This window comes from Mycobacterium sp. GA-1199 (genome assembly GCF_001500045.1).
Taxonomy (GTDB): Bacteria; Actinomycetota; Actinomycetes; order Mycobacteriales; family Mycobacteriaceae; genus Mycobacterium.
Map to the genome: position 1 here is coordinate 48,022 of NZ_LQIX01000003.1, position 15,454 is coordinate 63,475.

The 15,454-nt window shown below is 67.3% G+C and carries 14 protein-coding genes; 8 read left to right on the forward strand and 6 right to left on the reverse strand.

Annotation, left to right across the window (positions count from 1 at the left end):
- Positions 1–23 precede the first annotated feature (23 nt).
- Both pyk and AU198_RS04015 read left to right on the forward strand, forming a co-directional pair.
- Positions 24–1,442, forward strand: coding sequence for a pyruvate kinase (gene pyk, locus AU198_RS04010; RefSeq protein ID WP_064346211.1), 1,419 nt, complete (start codon positions 24–26; stop codon positions 1,440–1,442).
- A complete protein-coding gene (locus AU198_RS04015; RefSeq protein ID WP_064346212.1) occupies positions 1,439–2,299 on the forward strand; it encodes an acyl-CoA thioesterase II in 861 nt (286 codons plus the stop codon). Before pyk ends, AU198_RS04015 begins: the two co-directional genes overlap by 4 nt.
- On the opposite strand, the gene AU198_RS04020 is transcribed toward AU198_RS04015, so the two are convergent.
- The 6 genes from AU198_RS04020 to AU198_RS04045 all read right to left on the reverse strand — a co-directional run bounded on the left by AU198_RS04020 (position 2,300) and on the right by AU198_RS04045 (position 9,076).
- Positions 2,300–2,833 carry a DUF4190 domain-containing protein gene (locus AU198_RS04020; protein WP_064346213.1) on the reverse strand — a complete coding sequence of 178 codons (534 nt, stop codon included), beginning with the start codon at positions 2,831–2,833 and terminating at the stop codon, positions 2,300–2,302.
- Positions 2,830–4,320 (reverse strand): ATP-binding cassette domain-containing protein, encoded by a 1,491-nt coding sequence (locus AU198_RS04025; RefSeq protein ID WP_064346214.1) that lies wholly within the window; start codon positions 4,318–4,320, stop codon positions 2,830–2,832. The genes AU198_RS04020 and AU198_RS04025 overlap by 4 nt, the downstream gene beginning before the upstream one ends.
- Positions 4,313–5,863: a thiol reductant ABC exporter subunit CydD gene (gene cydD / locus AU198_RS04030; protein WP_197416020.1), complete on the reverse strand. Its 1,551-nt coding sequence runs from the start codon at positions 5,861–5,863 to the stop codon at positions 4,313–4,315. Before cydD ends, AU198_RS04025 begins: the two co-directional genes overlap by 8 nt.
- A gap of 23 nt (positions 5,864–5,886) precedes the next feature.
- Entirely contained in the window at positions 5,887–6,927 is a 1,041-nt protein-coding gene (gene cydB, locus AU198_RS04035) for a cytochrome d ubiquinol oxidase subunit II (RefSeq protein ID WP_064346216.1), read from the reverse strand.
- A 29-nt stretch (positions 6,928–6,956) separates the two neighbouring features.
- Positions 6,957–8,411, reverse strand: coding sequence for a cytochrome ubiquinol oxidase subunit I (locus tag AU198_RS04040; protein ID WP_064346217.1), 1,455 nt, complete (start codon positions 8,409–8,411; stop codon positions 6,957–6,959).
- 62 nt (positions 8,412–8,473) lie between these two features.
- On the reverse strand, positions 8,474–9,076 hold the full coding sequence (locus AU198_RS04045; RefSeq protein WP_064346218.1) for an HdeD family acid-resistance protein: 603 nt from the start codon (positions 9,074–9,076) through the stop codon (positions 8,474–8,476).
- 256 nt (positions 9,077–9,332) lie between these two features.
- On the opposite strand from AU198_RS04045, the gene AU198_RS04050 reads away from it, so the two are divergent.
- The 6 genes from AU198_RS04050 to AU198_RS04075 are packed head-to-tail and all read left to right on the forward strand — an operon-like array spanning position 9,333 to position 15,415.
- On the forward strand, positions 9,333–10,181 hold the full coding sequence (locus tag AU198_RS04050; protein ID WP_156431479.1) for an ABC transporter substrate-binding protein: 849 nt from the start codon (positions 9,333–9,335) through the stop codon (positions 10,179–10,181).
- An 11-nt stretch (positions 10,182–10,192) separates the two neighbouring features.
- Complete coding sequence (locus tag AU198_RS04055) at positions 10,193–11,125, forward strand: amino acid ABC transporter permease (RefSeq protein WP_064346220.1); 933 nt, start codon at positions 10,193–10,195, stop codon at positions 11,123–11,125.
- A 5-nt stretch (positions 11,126–11,130) separates the two neighbouring features.
- A complete protein-coding gene (locus AU198_RS04060) occupies positions 11,131–11,883 on the forward strand; it encodes an amino acid ABC transporter ATP-binding protein (RefSeq protein ID WP_082690864.1) in 753 nt (250 codons plus the stop codon).
- Between the two features lie 4 nt (positions 11,884–11,887).
- The gene (macS, locus tag AU198_RS04065) at positions 11,888–13,015 is read left to right on the forward strand and encodes a MacS family sensor histidine kinase (RefSeq protein WP_197416016.1); all 1,128 of its coding nucleotides are present in this window, start codon (positions 11,888–11,890) and stop codon (positions 13,013–13,015) included.
- Complete coding sequence (locus tag AU198_RS04070; protein WP_064346222.1) at positions 12,988–13,641, forward strand: response regulator; 654 nt, start codon at positions 12,988–12,990, stop codon at positions 13,639–13,641. The genes macS and AU198_RS04070 overlap by 28 nt, the downstream gene beginning before the upstream one ends.
- 43 nt (positions 13,642–13,684) lie before the next feature.
- A complete protein-coding gene (locus AU198_RS04075; protein WP_064346292.1) occupies positions 13,685–15,415 on the forward strand; it encodes a DUF2339 domain-containing protein in 1,731 nt (576 codons plus the stop codon).
- Positions 15,416–15,454: the final 39 nt, after the last annotated feature.

Consider the following 15,454-nt stretch of genomic DNA (forward strand, 5'->3'; position numbering starts at 1 on the left):
GATAACGACTATGCTCGAGTGTCGTGAATAGACGCGGAAAGATCGTCTGCACCCTCGGTCCGGCCACCGCGACCGATGACGCCGTCCGTGCGCTGGTCGTTGCGGGAATGGACGTCGCGCGGCTCAATTTCAGCCACGGCGACTATCCCGATCACGAAGCCAACTACAAGCGGGTCCGGTCCGCGTCGGACGCCACCGGTCGGGCCGTCGGCATTCTCGCCGACCTGCAGGGCCCCAAGATCCGGCTCGGCCGATTCAAGGACGGCCCCACCTTCTGGGCCGCCGGCGAGACCGTGCGCATCACCGTCGAGGACGTCGAGGGAACGTCGGATCGCGTGTCGACCACCTACAAGCGCCTGGCCGAGGACGCCACCCCCGGTGACCGGGTCCTCGTCGACGACGGAAACGTCGGCCTCGTCGTCGAGAGCATCGAGGGCAGCGACGTCATCTGCACCGTCACCGACGGCGGTCCGGTCAGCAACAACAAGGGCATGTCGCTTCCCGGGATGAACGTGTCCGCTCCGGCACTGTCCGAGAAGGACATCGACGACCTCGAGTTCGCCCTGCGCCTCGGCGTGGACTTCGTCGCATTGTCGTTCGTCCGGTCGCCGGCCGACATCGAACTCGTGCACGAGGTGATGGACCGGGTCGGCCGCCGGGTGCCCGTCATCGCCAAACTCGAGAAGCCCGAAGCCATCGACAACCTCGAGGCCGTGGTGCTGGCATTCGATGCGATCATGGTCGCCCGCGGTGATCTCGGCGTCGAGCTACCGCTTGAAGAAGTCCCGCTGGTGCAGAAGCGTGCGATCCAAATGGCAAGGGAGAACGCGAAACCCGTCATCGTCGCGACTCAGATGTTGGAGTCGATGATCGAGAACTCGCGGCCCACCCGGGCCGAGGCGTCCGACGTCGCGAACGCGATCCTCGACGGCACCGACGCGGTGATGCTCTCCGGTGAGACGTCGGTCGGCAAATACCCGCTCGAAACGGTCAAGACGATGGCGCGCATCATCCATGCGGTCGAGGAGAACTCCGTGGCCGCACCGCCGCTCACGCATGTGCCCCGGACCAAGCGCGGCGTCATCTCCTATGCCGCCCGTGACATCGGCGAGCGCCTCGACGCCAAGGCGCTGGTGGCCTACACCCAGTCGGGTGACACGGTGCGCAGACTCGCGCGGCTGCACACCCCGCTCCCGCTGCTGGCGTTCACCTCGCTGCCGGAGGTGCGCAGCCAGCTCGCGTTGAGCTGGGGCACCGAAACGTTCATCGTGCCCCACATCCAAACCACCGACGGAATGATCCGCCAGGTCGACAAGTCGCTGCTCGAGCTGGGTCGTTACAAGCGAGGGGACCTGGTGGTCGTCATCGCCGGCATTCCGCCGGGCACGGTGGGCTCGACCAATCTGATCCACGTGCACCGGATCGGCGAGGACGACGTGTGACGGCGGATTTCGACGAACTGCTCGCGATACTCGACCTCCGCCAGCTCGCCGACGACATCTACGTCGGTTCGCATCCCAGCAAGAACCCGGTTCGGACCTTCGGCGGCCAGATGATGGCCCAGTCGTTCGTGGCGGCCGGGCGCAGCTTGAAACACCCGACGCCGCCCAGTGCATTGTCGGCCCACTTCATCGCGGGCGGCAATCCGGAGAAGGATCTCGAGTTCCACGTGGTGCGACTCCGTGACGAACGCCGGTTCGCCAACCGCCGTGTCGACGTCATGCAGGACGGCCAGCTGCTGACCACAGCCATGGTGTCCTTCCTGGCCGGTGGTCGCAGCCTGGAGCACGGGATCGCGCCACCGGACCTGCCCGACCCGGAGTCGGTGCCGCCGGTCGACGAACTGCTGCGCGGCTACGAAGAAGTCGTCCCGCATTTCGTCAACGCGCTGCGGCCGATCGAGTGGCGCTACACCAACGATCCGAGTTGGGTCATGCGCGACAAAGGCGAGAAGCTACCGCACAACCGGGTGTGGGTGAAGGCGCTCGGGCCGATGCCCGACGACCCGGTGCTGCACGCCGCGGCGCTCGTCTATTCCTCGGACACCACCGTGCTCGACTCGATCATCACCACGCACGGCCTGTCATGGGGGTACGACCGGATCTTCGCGGTCACCACGAATCACTCGGTGTGGTTCCACCGGCCCGTGCACTTCGACCAGTGGCTGCTGTACTCCACCGCCTCACCGGTGGCCGCCGACTCCCGTGGCCTGGGCACCGGCCACTTCTTCGATCGGTCCGGTCAGCCGGTCGCCACCGTGGTGCAGGAGGGGATCGTCAAGTACTTCCCGCCCCGCTGACTACGGCGTCGGCGTGATCGTCACGTCGAACTGGTCCTCGACACGGTGCTGGAACTCCTCGGCGCACTGCTGCACCGCGTCCTGGTCGTTGCCCGCGCGCGATACGCAGTCGATGTAGTCGCTGCCGCCGACCTCGTTGAAACCCCAGACGGCCAGCCAGATGACGACGATGGCTTCGATGATGCTCAAGAAGCCGAGCACGATGCCGGCCACCGCGATACCGCCGTTGGTGGCCTCACCGCGCTTGGCCCGTCCCCAGCCGATGAAGCCGAGGATCACGGCGACGACGCCGAGCACGACGCCGCCGAAGACGGACAGCAGCGCGATGATGGCGATTACCAGGGCCGCGATGCCGATGCCGTTCTTGGGGGCGCTCGCCGGCGGTGGATAGCCGTAACCCTGCGGCGGAGGCGGGGGATAACCACCTGGATAAGCCCCGTACTGCGGCTGCGCCGGTGGCGGCGACTGTGCCGGTGGCGGTGGTGACTGGGGTGGCGTTTGCGGTGGCGTCTCGGGCTTCTCCGGCTCGCTCATGCCGAGGAGGTTACTCCGCGACCAGCAAGAATGACGGTAGGACACTCAAGGTGCTCGGGCAGATGATGGGTGGCGACGACGACCGCGCGGTCGGCACCGAACAGCTCACCGGGAGTGAGCAGGTCGACCAGAATCTGGTCGGCATCGGCGGCGTCCAGATGCTCGGTGGGTTCGTCGAGCAGCACCGTTGCGGCCGTGGCCAGAAGAGCGCGCGCCAACAGCAAACGCCGACGCTGTCCGGCGGACACGGCGGCGGCCCCGCCGAACAGCACCGTGGACAGCCCCTCCGGCAACGTGTCCAGCCAGTCGCGAAGACCCACGCGCCCGATCGCGGCCCGGATCTCGTCGTCACTCGCATCACCCCGAGCCACCAACAAGTTGTCCCGCACGGTGGTCGCGAACACGTGGGCGTCTTCTGCGACGAAGACTGCGGACGGGTCGCTTTCGGCCATCGAGAGCAACAGCGTGGTCTTGCCCGATCCGCTCGGGCCGACGATCGCGAGGCGGTCACCGGGCGCCACAGACACCTCGGGAACGGCCGGTCGCTCGCGCGGTGAGTCGATCGGTGCGGTGATCTCGGCGAGACGGCGCGCCGCGATACGCGACCTGGTCAGCTGCACCGCAGCCGCCGGCAACGCCGCGCTCGCCTCGAACGCCGACAGCGGTAACAGCATCAAGATCGCGAGCGTCGTGGGTGCGACCGAGTCCGCGAGCGCGATCGCGGCGATCACGGCGCCGAACACGCTGGCGCCGATCGCCGCGGTCGACGCCGCGGCCGCCATCGCCGCAGGGGCCGCCGCCATGTCGGTGGCCCGTCCCCAGGTGCGGTGTCGACTCTCGGCTTCGGCGAGTACCGCGTCGAGACGTCCGCCGACACGTAGCTCTGGAGCGTGCTCGAGGGCACGCATGACCGCAACATCGCGCCCCGAATGATGTTGCGTGGCCGGGTCTTCCGTCGCCTCGGCGGCGCGGGCGGCCAGCGCGGGTGCGAGCACGCCCGCGATCAGCAGGCACAGCGCCAGGACGACCGCCGCCTCCAAGGAGATGAGACCGATGCCGACCACGGCGGCCAGTCCGAGCACGGCCGCCACCGCGATCGGCAGCATCGCCCGCACCACGACGTCGGCGAGGTCGTCGACCGACGCGCCGATCCGTGCCACCAGTTCACCGCTGGGCATCCGCATCGCGGTGTCGGCAGGCGCTTCGGCCAGTCTGCGGTACAGCGCCTCACGGGTATCGGCAGCGCACCGCAACGCTGTGTCGTGTGACGCCAGCCGCTGGCAGTATCCCAGCACCCCGCGAGAGATACCGAGCGCGCGCACCGCGACGACTGCGACGGTGAGGTCCAGCACCGGCGGCATCTGCCACGCCCTCGTGATCAGCCACGCCGAAATCGCGGCCAACGCCAGCGCGCTGCCCAGCGACAGGACACCGAGCAGGGCCGCGAGCGCGAATCGACCCAGCCGGGCCCTCAGCAGTTCACGCATCGGCGAGCTCCCGCATGAAGAGCACGCGGTCAGCGATCGCGCGCACCGGATCGCGGTGGCCGACCACCAGCACCGTGGCGCCGGCACGGGCCCGCGCCACAATCGCGTCGAGCACACGGGCTTCCATCGCCGCATCGAGGTGAGACGTCGGCTCGTCGAGCAGGAGCACCGGCGCGGCCGAGCCCAGCGTCCGGGCCAGCCCGAGGCGCTGGCGCTGTCCGAGGGACAGGCCCGTACCGTCGCGTCCGAGCACGGTGTCCAGCCCTTCGGGGAGTGATGCGAGGACTTCGTCGAAACCCGCTGAGCGGCAGGCCTCATCGAGATCGGTGATCGGCCCGAACAACTCGAGGTTGTCGCGGACGCTTCCCGGGACCAGCATCGGACGGTGCGGTAGCCAGGAGATCTGACGCCACCATGACGGCAGGTCGAGGTCACCGACATCGATCCCGTCGATCGACACCTCGCCGGGATGCAACCCGAGGATCATGTGCAACAGCGTCGACTTGCCGACACCGTTGGGACCGGTCAGCACCGTCACCCGGCCCGGCTCCACATCCTCGTCGAGGGCCCCGAGGTGAATGGTGGCCCCGGCCGCTTGGACGGTACGGGTTGCCGTCGGTCGGCGCGGCAGCTTGTCGAGAAGCCGGAGTGCTGCCTCGGCCGCCGTTTTTCCGTCCTGGGCGGCGTGGAACTCCACGCCGACGCGGCGAAGCGGCCAGAACACCTCCGGCGCGAGCAGCAGCGCGGTGAGGCCTGCGGTCAATGTCATCTCGCCGAATACCAGCCGCAGGCCGATGCCGACCGCGACCAGCGCGACGCCCAACGTGGCCAGCAGTTCGAGAACCAGAGCCGACAGGAACGCCATCCGCAGGGTGCCCATCGTCGAACGGCGATGCGCCGCAGCCAGTTCGGCGATGCGGCCCACAGAGCCGTCGAGCCGCCCCAACCCCCGTAGCGTCGGTATGCCCGCCACCAGGTCGAGCATCCGCGACTGCAGCGTGCTCATCGCCGCCAAGGCCGCCTGCGAGCGTTCCCTGGTCAGCAGCCCGATCAACACCATGAATATCGGAATGAGCGGCAGCGCGATCAGAACGATGAGCGCCGAACGCCAGTCGACCGCGGCGATCACCAGCACCGCAGCCGGCGTGAGGATGCCGGCGAGGAACGCCGCGGGCAGATAGGCCGTGAGGAAGGGTCGCAGACCGTCGAGGCCCCGGGTGATCAACGCGGCCGTGGTGTCGCGTTCGGCGGCGAGAAGCCGCGGCGGCAACTCCGTCACCGCGCGGAGCACCTGACCTGCCAGGTCGGCGATCACCTGTGTCGCGCCCGTCGAGGCCAGCCTGCTCTGGAGCCAGTGCGCGACGGTACGGATCACCCACAGCCCCAACAGAAGTGCGAGCGGGCCCGCCCAGTAGCGAAGGTGGCGCGTGGCGGGGTCGGTGATCACCCCTGCCACGACGTCGGCGAGCACGACGGCCGCACCGATCGTCGCGCCGGTGATGAGCACCCCGCACAGCACCGATGCGACCAGATAGCGACGCATCGCTGGCGAGGTCCGCCACAGATTCATGTCCGCCGCCGCGTTAGTCCCACCGGCTCGGGGATGCGCTCGGCCGAGATGCGTTGCCGGAACACCCAATACGTCCATCCCTGATACAGCAGCACCAGTGGTGCGAAGATCAGCGCCGCCCAGCTCATGATGGTCAACGTGTACGGGCTGGACGCCGCGTTGTCGATCGTCAAGCTGTATACGGGATCGATCGTCGACGGCATCAGGTTCGGGTAGAGCACGCCGAACAGCAGAACCACGACCGCCGCGACCGTCACAGTCGTGTACGCGAACGCCCAGCCTTCGCCGATACCGCGCCACACCCGCAGCGTCGCCGCCAGGTGTGCCATAGCCGCCGCGAGAAGCACGAGCCATGTCCAGTCCTTGCCGTGCACCAGCTGCGTCCACAGCCCGAACGACGCCAGGACCGCCGTAACCGGCAGCGCCAGCTGGCCGGCGAATCGCAGCGCTTCTTCGCGCACGGCGCCTTCGGTTTTCAGTGCCACGAACACCGCGCCGTGGAACAGGAACAGTCCCGCGGTGGTCAGGCCGCCGAGCAGCGTGTAACCGTTGACGAGATCGCCGATCGAGGTGCGCAACTGCTTGTCGGCGTCGACGGGAAGCCCGCGCACCAGCGCCGCGAACGCCACACCCCACAGCACGGCGGGCAGCCACGATCCGACGGCGATGCCGATGTCGGCCCACCGCCGCCAGCCGGGGTCGTCGATCTTGCCGCGCCATTCGATCGCCACGACCCGCAGGATCATCGACAGCAGGATGGCCAGCAGCGGCAGGTACAGACCCGAGAACATCGTCGCGTACCAGTCGGGGAAGGCGGCGAACATGGCCCCGCCGGCGGTGATCAGCCAGACCTCGTTGCCGTCCCAGACGGGCCCGATGGTGTTGAGCACCGCGCGACGTGGCCGCTCGGGATCACCGCCTCCGGCGCGGCCGAACATCCCCATCAGCATGCCGACGCCGAAGTCGAAGCCCTCCAGGACGAAGAAGCCGAGGAACAGACCGGCCATCACCACGAACCACAGCTCGGTAAGCGCCATTGCCACCACTCCTCTAGTACGCGAACGACTCAGTAAGCGAACGACAACGGCGCCACTTCGTCGCTGCCGGGTGGTAGCGGCGCTGCGGGCTCGGAGTCGTGTTCCTGCGGCCCTTCGACCGTGTAGCGGCGGATGAGCCAGAACCAGATCACCGCGAGCGCCGCGTACACCAGCGTGAAGGCCACCAGGGAGAGGACGACCATGCCGACCGGGTGCCCGGAGACGCCGTCGGCGACGGTCAGCCGAATCGTCGGATCCCCCGTCGGATTGGGTACCACCACCCACGGTTGACGGCCCATCTCGGTGAACATCCATCCGGCGCTGTTGGCCAGGAACGGCGCGGGCAGCGCGGCCAGGGCGAAGCGAGACAGCCGGCGCGACTGCGGAATCCGGCGACGACGCGTCAGCCACAGCACCGCCACCGCGAAAAGCGCTGGTACGGCAAGCAATCCGATCATGGCGCGGAACGACCAGTATGTGACGAACAGGTTGGGCCGGTAGTCGCCCGGTCCGAACTTCTCGACGTACTGGTCCTGAAGGTCCTTGACGCCCTCGAGCCGAACACCGTCGAATTCGCCTTTGGCCAGGAACGGCAGCACGTAGGGCACCTCGATGAGGTGGGTGACGCTGTCGCAATTGTTGTGGGTGCCGACGGTCAATATGGAGAAGTCGGGGTCGGTTGCGGTGTGGCACAGGGATTCTGCCGATGCCATCTTCATCGGCTGCTGTTCGAACATCAGCTTGCCCTGGAAGTCGCCGGTGACGACGAGTCCGAGCGTCGACGCGAGGACGACCAGGCTGCCCATGATCGCCGCTGGCCGGAACATCGTCTGCGCTTCGGAACGCCTGTCTTCTCGCGCGCGGATCATCCACCACACGCACACACCCGCGACGAACGTCCCGGCGGTGAGGAACGCCCCGAATACCGCATGTGTGAACGCGGCGATCGCGGTGTTGTTGGTGAACAGCGCGACGATGCTGGTCAACTCGGCGCGGCCGGTCTCCGGGTTGAACCGGGTGCCGACGGGATGCTGCATCCATGAGTTGGCGGCGATGATGAAGAACGCCGACAGGTTGACCGCGATGGCCACCACCCAGATGCAGGCGAGGTGCACGACGCGGGGCAGCCGGGTCCACCCGAAGATCCACAGGCCGAGGAACGTCGATTCGAAGAAGAAGGCGGCCAGCCCCTCCATCGCCAGTGGTGCGCCGAAAACGTCTCCGACGAACCGCGAGTACTCGCTCCAGTTCATGCCGAACTGGAATTCCTGAACGATGCCGGTGGCCACGCCCAGGGCGAAGTTGATCAGGAACAGCTTGCCGAAGAAGCGGGTGAGGCGGTACCAGGACGAGTTCCCGGTGATCAACCACGCAGTCTGCATGGCGGCGATCAACGGCGCCAGCCCGATGGTCAGCGGGACGAAGATGAAGTGGTAGACGGTCGTGATGCCGAACTGCCACCGCGACACATCGAGTGCGTCCATCTCACCCTCTTCCGTGGCTGTGGCGCCAGCCTACGACAGGGTGTAGTAGATGTCAGTGTGGGTTAGCTCACCGGCTCCTCGGCCGCAGGTGAGGCGGGTGTTGCTGCGTTGTCACGGTCCTTGGAGGCTTTGCGAATCCCGAAGGCGGACACGATCTCGAAGATGCCGATCACGACCAGCGAGATGCCGGCCACGACCGTCAGGATCGCGAGCGACTCGAACGGCAGCGCGAGCATGACGACGCCCGCGATGAGGCTGATCACGCCGACGAAGATCTCCCAGGCACGACCGGGAAGCGTCGGGTCGCTGATGGCCGAGACCGCCGTCGCCACGCCGCGGAAGATGAAGCCGATGCCGATCCAGATGGCCAGCAGCAGGATCGACTCCTGCAGGCTACGGAAGCACAACACCGCAAGGACCAGCGCCGCGGCGCCGGAAATGAACAGGAGAACCCGGCCGCCGGCTGAGACGTCCAGGCTGAACGCGAAGATCACCTGAGTGATGCCGGCGACCAAGAGGTACGCCCCGAAGAAAATCGCCGCGACCACGATTGTCTTGCCCGGCCACAGCCAGATGAGCGCGCCGAGAATGACGGCGAGAAGTCCGGAGACCAAGGTTGTTTTCCACAGATGCCGCAGCAGGTTGGGCGGCGCGGTGCTAGTCATGGGCGCAGTGTGGCATAGCGAAACGCAAATGGTCGTCGCATTTCGATATCGATTCGGCCGTCAGTCGTCAGGCCCCGCGCATGCGCAATTTGGTTCCCCTGCCCCAGCGTGGCGTCTCTACTACTGTTCCGGTACCGGTGCTGCACATCGATCCCACGACGCAGAAAGTAGGGCATCCGTGTTAGGTGAGTGTCACAACCGTCGAGGTAGATTCTGGCGTTTCGCAGTCGTATTCGCCGCGGCCGGCGCCCTGGCGATGTCGGGATGCGCAAGCGGCGGGGGAAGCGGTGCCGGTGAGGATGCCACCAGTCCGTCCTCCACAGCGCCGGCGGAAAAGGTCGAAGCAATCGCCAATACCGTTCCGGAGGACATCAAGTCGTCTGGAGAGCTGGTCGTCGGTGTCAACATTCCGTACCCGCCCAACGAGTTCAAGGATCCGAGCGGCAAGATCGTCGGCTTCGACGTCGACCTGATGAACGCGATCGCGGCCACGCTCGGATTGACCCCCGACTACCGAGAATCGGATTTCGCGAAGATCATCCCGTCGATCCAGGGTGGCACCTACGACGTCGGCATGTCGTCGTTCACCGACACCAAAGAGCGTGAGGAGACCGTCGATTTCGTCACCTACTTCAACGCGGGCACGATGTGGGCGCAGCGGCCGGGATCCTCGATCGACCCGAACAACGCGTGCGGCAAGAAGGTGGCGGTGCAGGCGACCACCACCCAAGAGGCCGAGGAACTTCCGGCGAAGAGCAAGGCGTGCACCGATGCCGGCAAGCCGCCGATCGAGATCGTTCCGTTCGACGGGCAGGACGCCGCCACCAACGCGGTGGTGCTGGGTCAGGTCGACGCGATGTCGGCGGACTCCCCGGTGACCTCGTACGCGATCAAGCAGAGTAACGGAAAGCTCGAACCCGCCGGTGACATCTTCGATTCGGCGCCGTACGGATGGCCCGTGCAGAAGGGGTCGGCCCTCGCGCAGGCACTGCAGAAGGCGCTCGAGCATCTGATCGAAACCGGCACCTACCGCGAGATCGCTGTCAACTGGGGCGTTGAGAACGGGATGATCGACAAACCCGTCATCAACGGCGCGGTCTCGTAGAGGACGTTTCCATGAGCGATGTCGACACGTCATCACCCGATGCCCCTGCCGCCATCGATGCGGTGCCGCTGCGCCATCCGTGGCGGTGGGTGGCGGCGGTCGTCATCGTCATACTCGTTGCCCTGTTCCTCTACGGCGCGGCGACCAACGACTCCTACCGCTGGTCGACGTACTGGGAGTACCTGTTCAACGAACGGGTGTTGACGGTGGGGGTGCTCAACACAGTGCAGCTGACCATCTACTCGATGGTTCTCGCGATCGTGCTGGGTGTGCTGCTTGCGGTGATGCGGCTGTCTCCGAACCCGGTGTTGAAAGCCGTTGCGTGGGTGTATCTGTGGATCTTCCGCGGCACGCCGGTGTATGTGCAGCTGGTGTTCTGGGGGTTGTTGCCGACGATCTACCAGAACGTTCAGCTCGGGGTGCCGTTCGGGCCCTCGCTGCTTCAGGTGGACCTGCAGTCGCTGTCGATCCCCTTCCTGCTGGCAATCCTCGGACTGGCGCTGAACGAGGCCGCGTACATGGCCGAGATCATCCGTGCGGGAATCAGTTCCGTGCCCGAGGGTCAGACCGAGGCCTCGACGGCGCTGGGCATGTCGTGGGGGATGACCATGCGGCGCACCGTGCTTCCGCAGGCGATGCGGGTGATCATCCCACCGACCGGCAACGAGGTGATCAGCATGCTGAAGACCACGTCGCTGGTGACCGCGGTGCCTTTCACGCTTGACTTGTACGGCATCACCTCGCGCGAGATCGCCGCGCGCATCTTCGAACCCGTTCCACTCCTGCTTGTCGCCGCGACGTGGTATTTGGCGATCACCAGCGTGCTCATGGTCGGCCAGTACTATCTGGAGCGCCACTACTCGCGCGGTGCGTCGCGCAAGCTGACCACCAAACAACTCGAGGCGCTGGCCAAGGCGCAGACGCTCGGGGAGGCGCACCCGTGACACCGATGGTCAAAGCCGAGGCCGTGTGCAAGAACTTCGGTGCGTTGGAGGTGCTGAAGGGCGTCACGCTCGAGATCGGACGCGGCGAGGTGCTGTGCATGGTCGGGCCCTCCGGCTCGGGCAAGTCCACGTTCCTGCGGTGCATCAACCACCTCGAACAGGTCAATGCCGGGCGCCTGTACGTGGACGGGGAGTTGATCGGATACCGGCAGCGGGGCAACAAAATCTACGAGATGCCCCCGCGCGAAGCTGCCCGGCAGCGCCGCGACATCGGCATGGTCTTCCAGCACTTCAACCTGTTTCCCCACCGCACCGTGCTCGAGAACGTGATCGAGGCGCCCATTCACGTCAAACGCGTCAAGAAGGACGAGGCGGTAGCGCGCGCCCGAGACCTGCTCGACCAGGTGGGGCTGACCACCAAAGCCGACGCCTATCCCGCCCAGCTGTCGGGCGGTCAGCAGCAACGCGTCGCGATCGCCCGCGCCTTGGCGATGAGCCCCAAACTGATGCTCTTCGACGAACCCACTTCGGCGCTGGACCCCGAACTTGTCGGTGAAGTCCTCGAAGTGATGAAAACGCTTGCCGCCGAGGGTATGACGATGGTTGTGGTGACACACGAAATGGGGTTCGCCCGCGAGGTGGCCAACCAACTGGTGTTCATGGACGGCGGCGTGGTCGTGGAGAGCGGACCGCCGCGCGAAGTGCTGTCCCACCCGAAGCACGAACGCACGAAGGCGTTTCTGTCCAAGGTGCTGTAGACAGATGCCGGCCAACGCCCCGGATCCGGCGACACCGCTGTGGCGGGCCGCCCAGGTGTTCCGACTGCTGAGTTGCCTGTACGCGCTCGGATTTCAGGTGTCGGTGAACCCCGACCTGGACCGCCCGGGCGTGGCGTGGACGTTGTTCGCCGTGCTGCTGGGGTTCAGTGCCCTGTGCGCCGTCGCCTATCTGCAGGGGTTCGGCCGGCGCCCGGCGTTCGTGCTGGCCGAGATCGGGGTGGTCCTGGCTTTGATTCTGTCGACCGAGGTGGTTGCCTCCTCCCAGTGGGCGTTCGACAACCAGTCGTGGCCGACGACGCTGTGGGCGACCAATGCGACGATCTCGGCGGCGATCGTCGCGGGGCCGATCGCGGGCATGTTCACCGGCGTGCTCGTGATGGCCGCCAGCACCGTCGTCAAGGGCTTCATCAACTACGACCTCGGCCGCAACGCGACCATCGTCATCGAACTCGCCGTCGGCCTCGCGGTGGGCATGGCCGCGCAGACCGCCCGACGGGCCCATTCCGAATTGGAGCAGGCGACTCGGCTGGCGGCGGCCCACCAGGAGCGCGAACGGCTGTCTCGAGAGGTGCATGACGGCGCCATCCAGGTGCTCGCGCTGGTCTCGCGCCGCGGCCGCGAAATCGGGGGAGCGACAGCCGAACTGGCCGAACTCGCGGGCGAGCAGGAACGTGCGCTGAGGCGGCTGGTCAGCTCCGGTGAGGCCGAACCACGCGTCGGGGCGATGACCGACGTCGGCGCGTTGCTGCGACAGCGGGCGTCCGACCGCGTCTCGGTCAGCCTGCCCGCCGAACCGGTGCTCCTCGACGCCGTCGTCGCCACGGAGTTGTCCGCCGCGGTCGTCAACGCGCTCGACAACGTGGTCGCCCACGCCGGGCCGGGTGCCCATGCCTACGTGCTCCTCGAAGACCTCGGCGACACGATCACGGTGAGCATCCGTGACGACGGCACCGGGATCCCCGAGGGACGGCTCGAGGAAGCGGTGCGGGAGGGTCGCATCGGTGTCGCGAAATCGATTGTCGGACGGATGAACTGGCTGGGTGGCAGCGCCAAGCTGACCACCGGGCCGGAGAGCGGGACGGAATGGGAACTGACGCTACCCCGACGGTGATGGTGGTCGACGACCATCCCATCTGGCGCGACGCGGTGGCCCGCGACCTCGAAGAGGACGGTTTCACCGTGGTCGCCACCGCCGACGGCGTGGGCGCTGCCCGGCGCCGCGCCGCAGCGGTCCAGCCCGATGTCGTGGTGATGGACATGCGGCTCGCCGATGGTGACGGCGCGCAGGCGACCGCGGAAGTGCTCGCGGTGTCGCCGTCGTCGAAGATCCTTGTGCTCTCGGCATCCGACGAACGAGAGGACGTGCTCGAGGCGGTGAAGGCCGGGGCGACCGGTTATCTGGTGAAGAGCGCATCGAAACAGGAACTCGGCGATGCGGTTCGCGCCACCGCCGAGGGCAGGGCCGTGTTCACCCCCGGCCTGGCTGGCCTGGTACTCGGCGAGTACCGGCGGATCGCGCAGACGCGGAGCGGGCCGGAAACCCCGAGCCTGACCGAACGGGAGACCGAGATACTTCGTTACGTCGCCAAAGGGCTGACCGCCAAACAGATCGCCGCGCGGCTGTCGCTGAGCCACCGCACCGTCGAGAACCACGTGCAGGCCACGTTCCGCAAGCTACAGGTCGCCAACCGCGTCGAGTTGGCGCGATACGCGATCGAACACGGGCTTGACGAGTAGTCCTACTCATCCCGTGGCGCCGTCGCGCTGCGACGATGGCTGCATGACCGAACCGCAGCGAGCTGTTGTCGCCCGCCTGTCCGCTGACGTCGCCGCGATCTCCGCGTATCTGGCGCGGGTGTCGGCGGACCTGACCGAACTCGACCGGCAGCTGGTGTCGTCGTCGCAACACGTGCCGCAGACTTACGTCGCGCCGCCGCAGTACCAGCCGCATCACGTTGAGCCCGTTGGGTATTCCCCGCCGAAGCCGGCCCGGGACGAGGGCTGGATCGGCAAGCTGCTGGCGGTCGCCGGTGTCGCGGTGACGCTGATCGGGGTGGTGTTCCTGCTCGTGCTGGCCGCGCAGGCGGGGCTGTTGAGGCCGGAGATCCGCGTCGCGGCGGGGGCGGCGCTGGCCGGTGGACTTGTGGGTGCCGGCTGGTGGCTGTATCGCAGGCCGGGCGGCCGCACCGGGGCGGTTGCCTTGACGGCGACCGGTATCGCCGCGGCCTATATGGACGTCATCGCGTTGACCACGATCTACGACTGGGTGTCTGCGCCCGCCGGGCTGGTTCTCGCCGCACTGATCGGCGGCGGCGGGCTCACGTTGGCCAGGCGCTGGGACTCCGAGCAGTTGGGGCTGCTCGTGCTGGTGCCGTTGTTGGTGCTGGCGCCGATCGTGGTCGGTGGTGTCACGCTGCTGCTCGTGGCGTTCATGCTTGCGCTGTCGGCGGCCTCGCTGCCCGTGCAGATCGGCAAGGACTGGCTCTGGCTGCACGCCGCCCGGATCGCGGCGGGCACGCTGCCGCTGTTGGTGGCGCTGCTCGGGGTGTACTTCGCCGACGGACGCGATCCGTGGCTGGTCGGGGCGTGTGGCATCGCGGCGCTGCTCGCGATCGCCGCCGCGCTCATCCTGCTGCCAGGTACGGCGAACAAGTCGGCGATGGCCGTGCTGACGGGCGCGGGTGTGCTGCCTGTGCTGTCGGTCGCACTGGCCGTCGACCGTGTCGTCGCGGCGTTGATGGCGGCCGCACTGGCGGCCGGTCTGCTTGCCATCGTGCTCATCAGCGACCGGTTGCCGGGAGTGGACGGCGCGGTGCGGCGCATCTGGACGGTGCTCTCGGCGCTGTCGGCGCTGACCGCGGTGGTGGTGGCGTTCGACGGCCCGATCGCGGGACCGGTTCTGTTCGCGATGGCTCTGGTGGTGGCGACGGCAGGGCGGCAGCACGCCATGGCCAAGGCGATCTCGATCGGCTTCGCAGCCGTCGGCGCCATCTACTACCTGAGCTGGGCGCCGCCGCCCGCGCTGCTGTGGGGAACGTCGACCAGCGCCGGGGTGGCCGCATCGACGCTGATCGCCAGCATCCTGCTGATCGCGTGGTCGGTGACGATCGTGTGGGCGTTCGACCGCCGCAACTCCGCCTGGTGGGCGGCCGCCGCCGTCGTCGCGGGATACGCCGTCACCACCTTCGCCGTCACCACCGGCGTGCTGATCGGTGGCACCGACAGCGGCTTCTACGCCGGTCACATGGCGGCGACCATCTGTTGGATCGGCCTGGCCGCCGCGTTGTTCGGTTACGCGGCGCGGCTGGGTCGAGCCGACCGGTCCGTTCCGATCGCCGGGGGACTGGCGCTGGTGGCCGCGGCGATGGCGAAGCTGTTCCTGTTCGACCTGGGCACCCTCGACGGCATCTTCCGGGTCGTGGTGTTCATCGTCGTCGGCCTGGTGCTGCTGGGCATGGGCGCCGGATACGCCCGTCTCCTGGAAAAACAGGACCAACAAAACAGCCTCTGACCAGGAAAATATGCTAAACTGGAATCAGTCCAAACAAGG

Excerpts from the sequence above, each read along its gene's own strand:
- AU198_RS04070 (WP_064346222.1), top strand. The coding sequence starts at position 12,988 with ATGGGAACTGACGCTACCCCGACGGTGATGGTGGTCGACGACCATCCC.
- AU198_RS04020 (WP_064346213.1), bottom strand. The coding sequence starts at position 2,833 with ATGAGCGAGCCGGAGAAGCCCGAGACGCCACCGCAAACGCCACCCCAG.
- AU198_RS04045 (WP_064346218.1), bottom strand. The coding sequence starts at position 9,076 with ATGACTAGCACCGCGCCGCCCAACCTGCTGCGGCATCTGTGGAAAACA.
- AU198_RS04060 (WP_082690864.1), top strand. The coding sequence starts at position 11,131 with ATGGTCAAAGCCGAGGCCGTGTGCAAGAACTTCGGTGCGTTGGAGGTG.
- AU198_RS04025 (WP_064346214.1), bottom strand. The coding sequence starts at position 4,320 with ATGCGTGAACTGCTGAGGGCCCGGCTGGGTCGATTCGCGCTCGCGGCC.
- macS (WP_197416016.1), top strand. The coding sequence starts at position 11,888 with ATGCCGGCCAACGCCCCGGATCCGGCGACACCGCTGTGGCGGGCCGCC.
- AU198_RS04050 (WP_156431479.1), top strand. The coding sequence starts at position 9,333 with ATGTCGGGATGCGCAAGCGGCGGGGGAAGCGGTGCCGGTGAGGATGCC.
- AU198_RS04075 (WP_064346292.1), top strand. The coding sequence starts at position 13,685 with ATGACCGAACCGCAGCGAGCTGTTGTCGCCCGCCTGTCCGCTGACGTC.
- AU198_RS04055 (WP_064346220.1), top strand. The coding sequence starts at position 10,193 with ATGAGCGATGTCGACACGTCATCACCCGATGCCCCTGCCGCCATCGAT.
- cydD (WP_197416020.1), bottom strand. The coding sequence starts at position 5,863 with ATGCGTCGCTATCTGGTCGCATCGGTGCTGTGCGGGGTGCTCATCACC.
- AU198_RS04040 (WP_064346217.1), bottom strand. The coding sequence starts at position 8,411 with ATGGACGCACTCGATGTGTCGCGGTGGCAGTTCGGCATCACGACCGTC.
- cydB (WP_064346216.1), bottom strand. The coding sequence starts at position 6,927 with ATGGCGCTTACCGAGCTGTGGTTCGTGGTGATGGCCGGTCTGTTCCTC.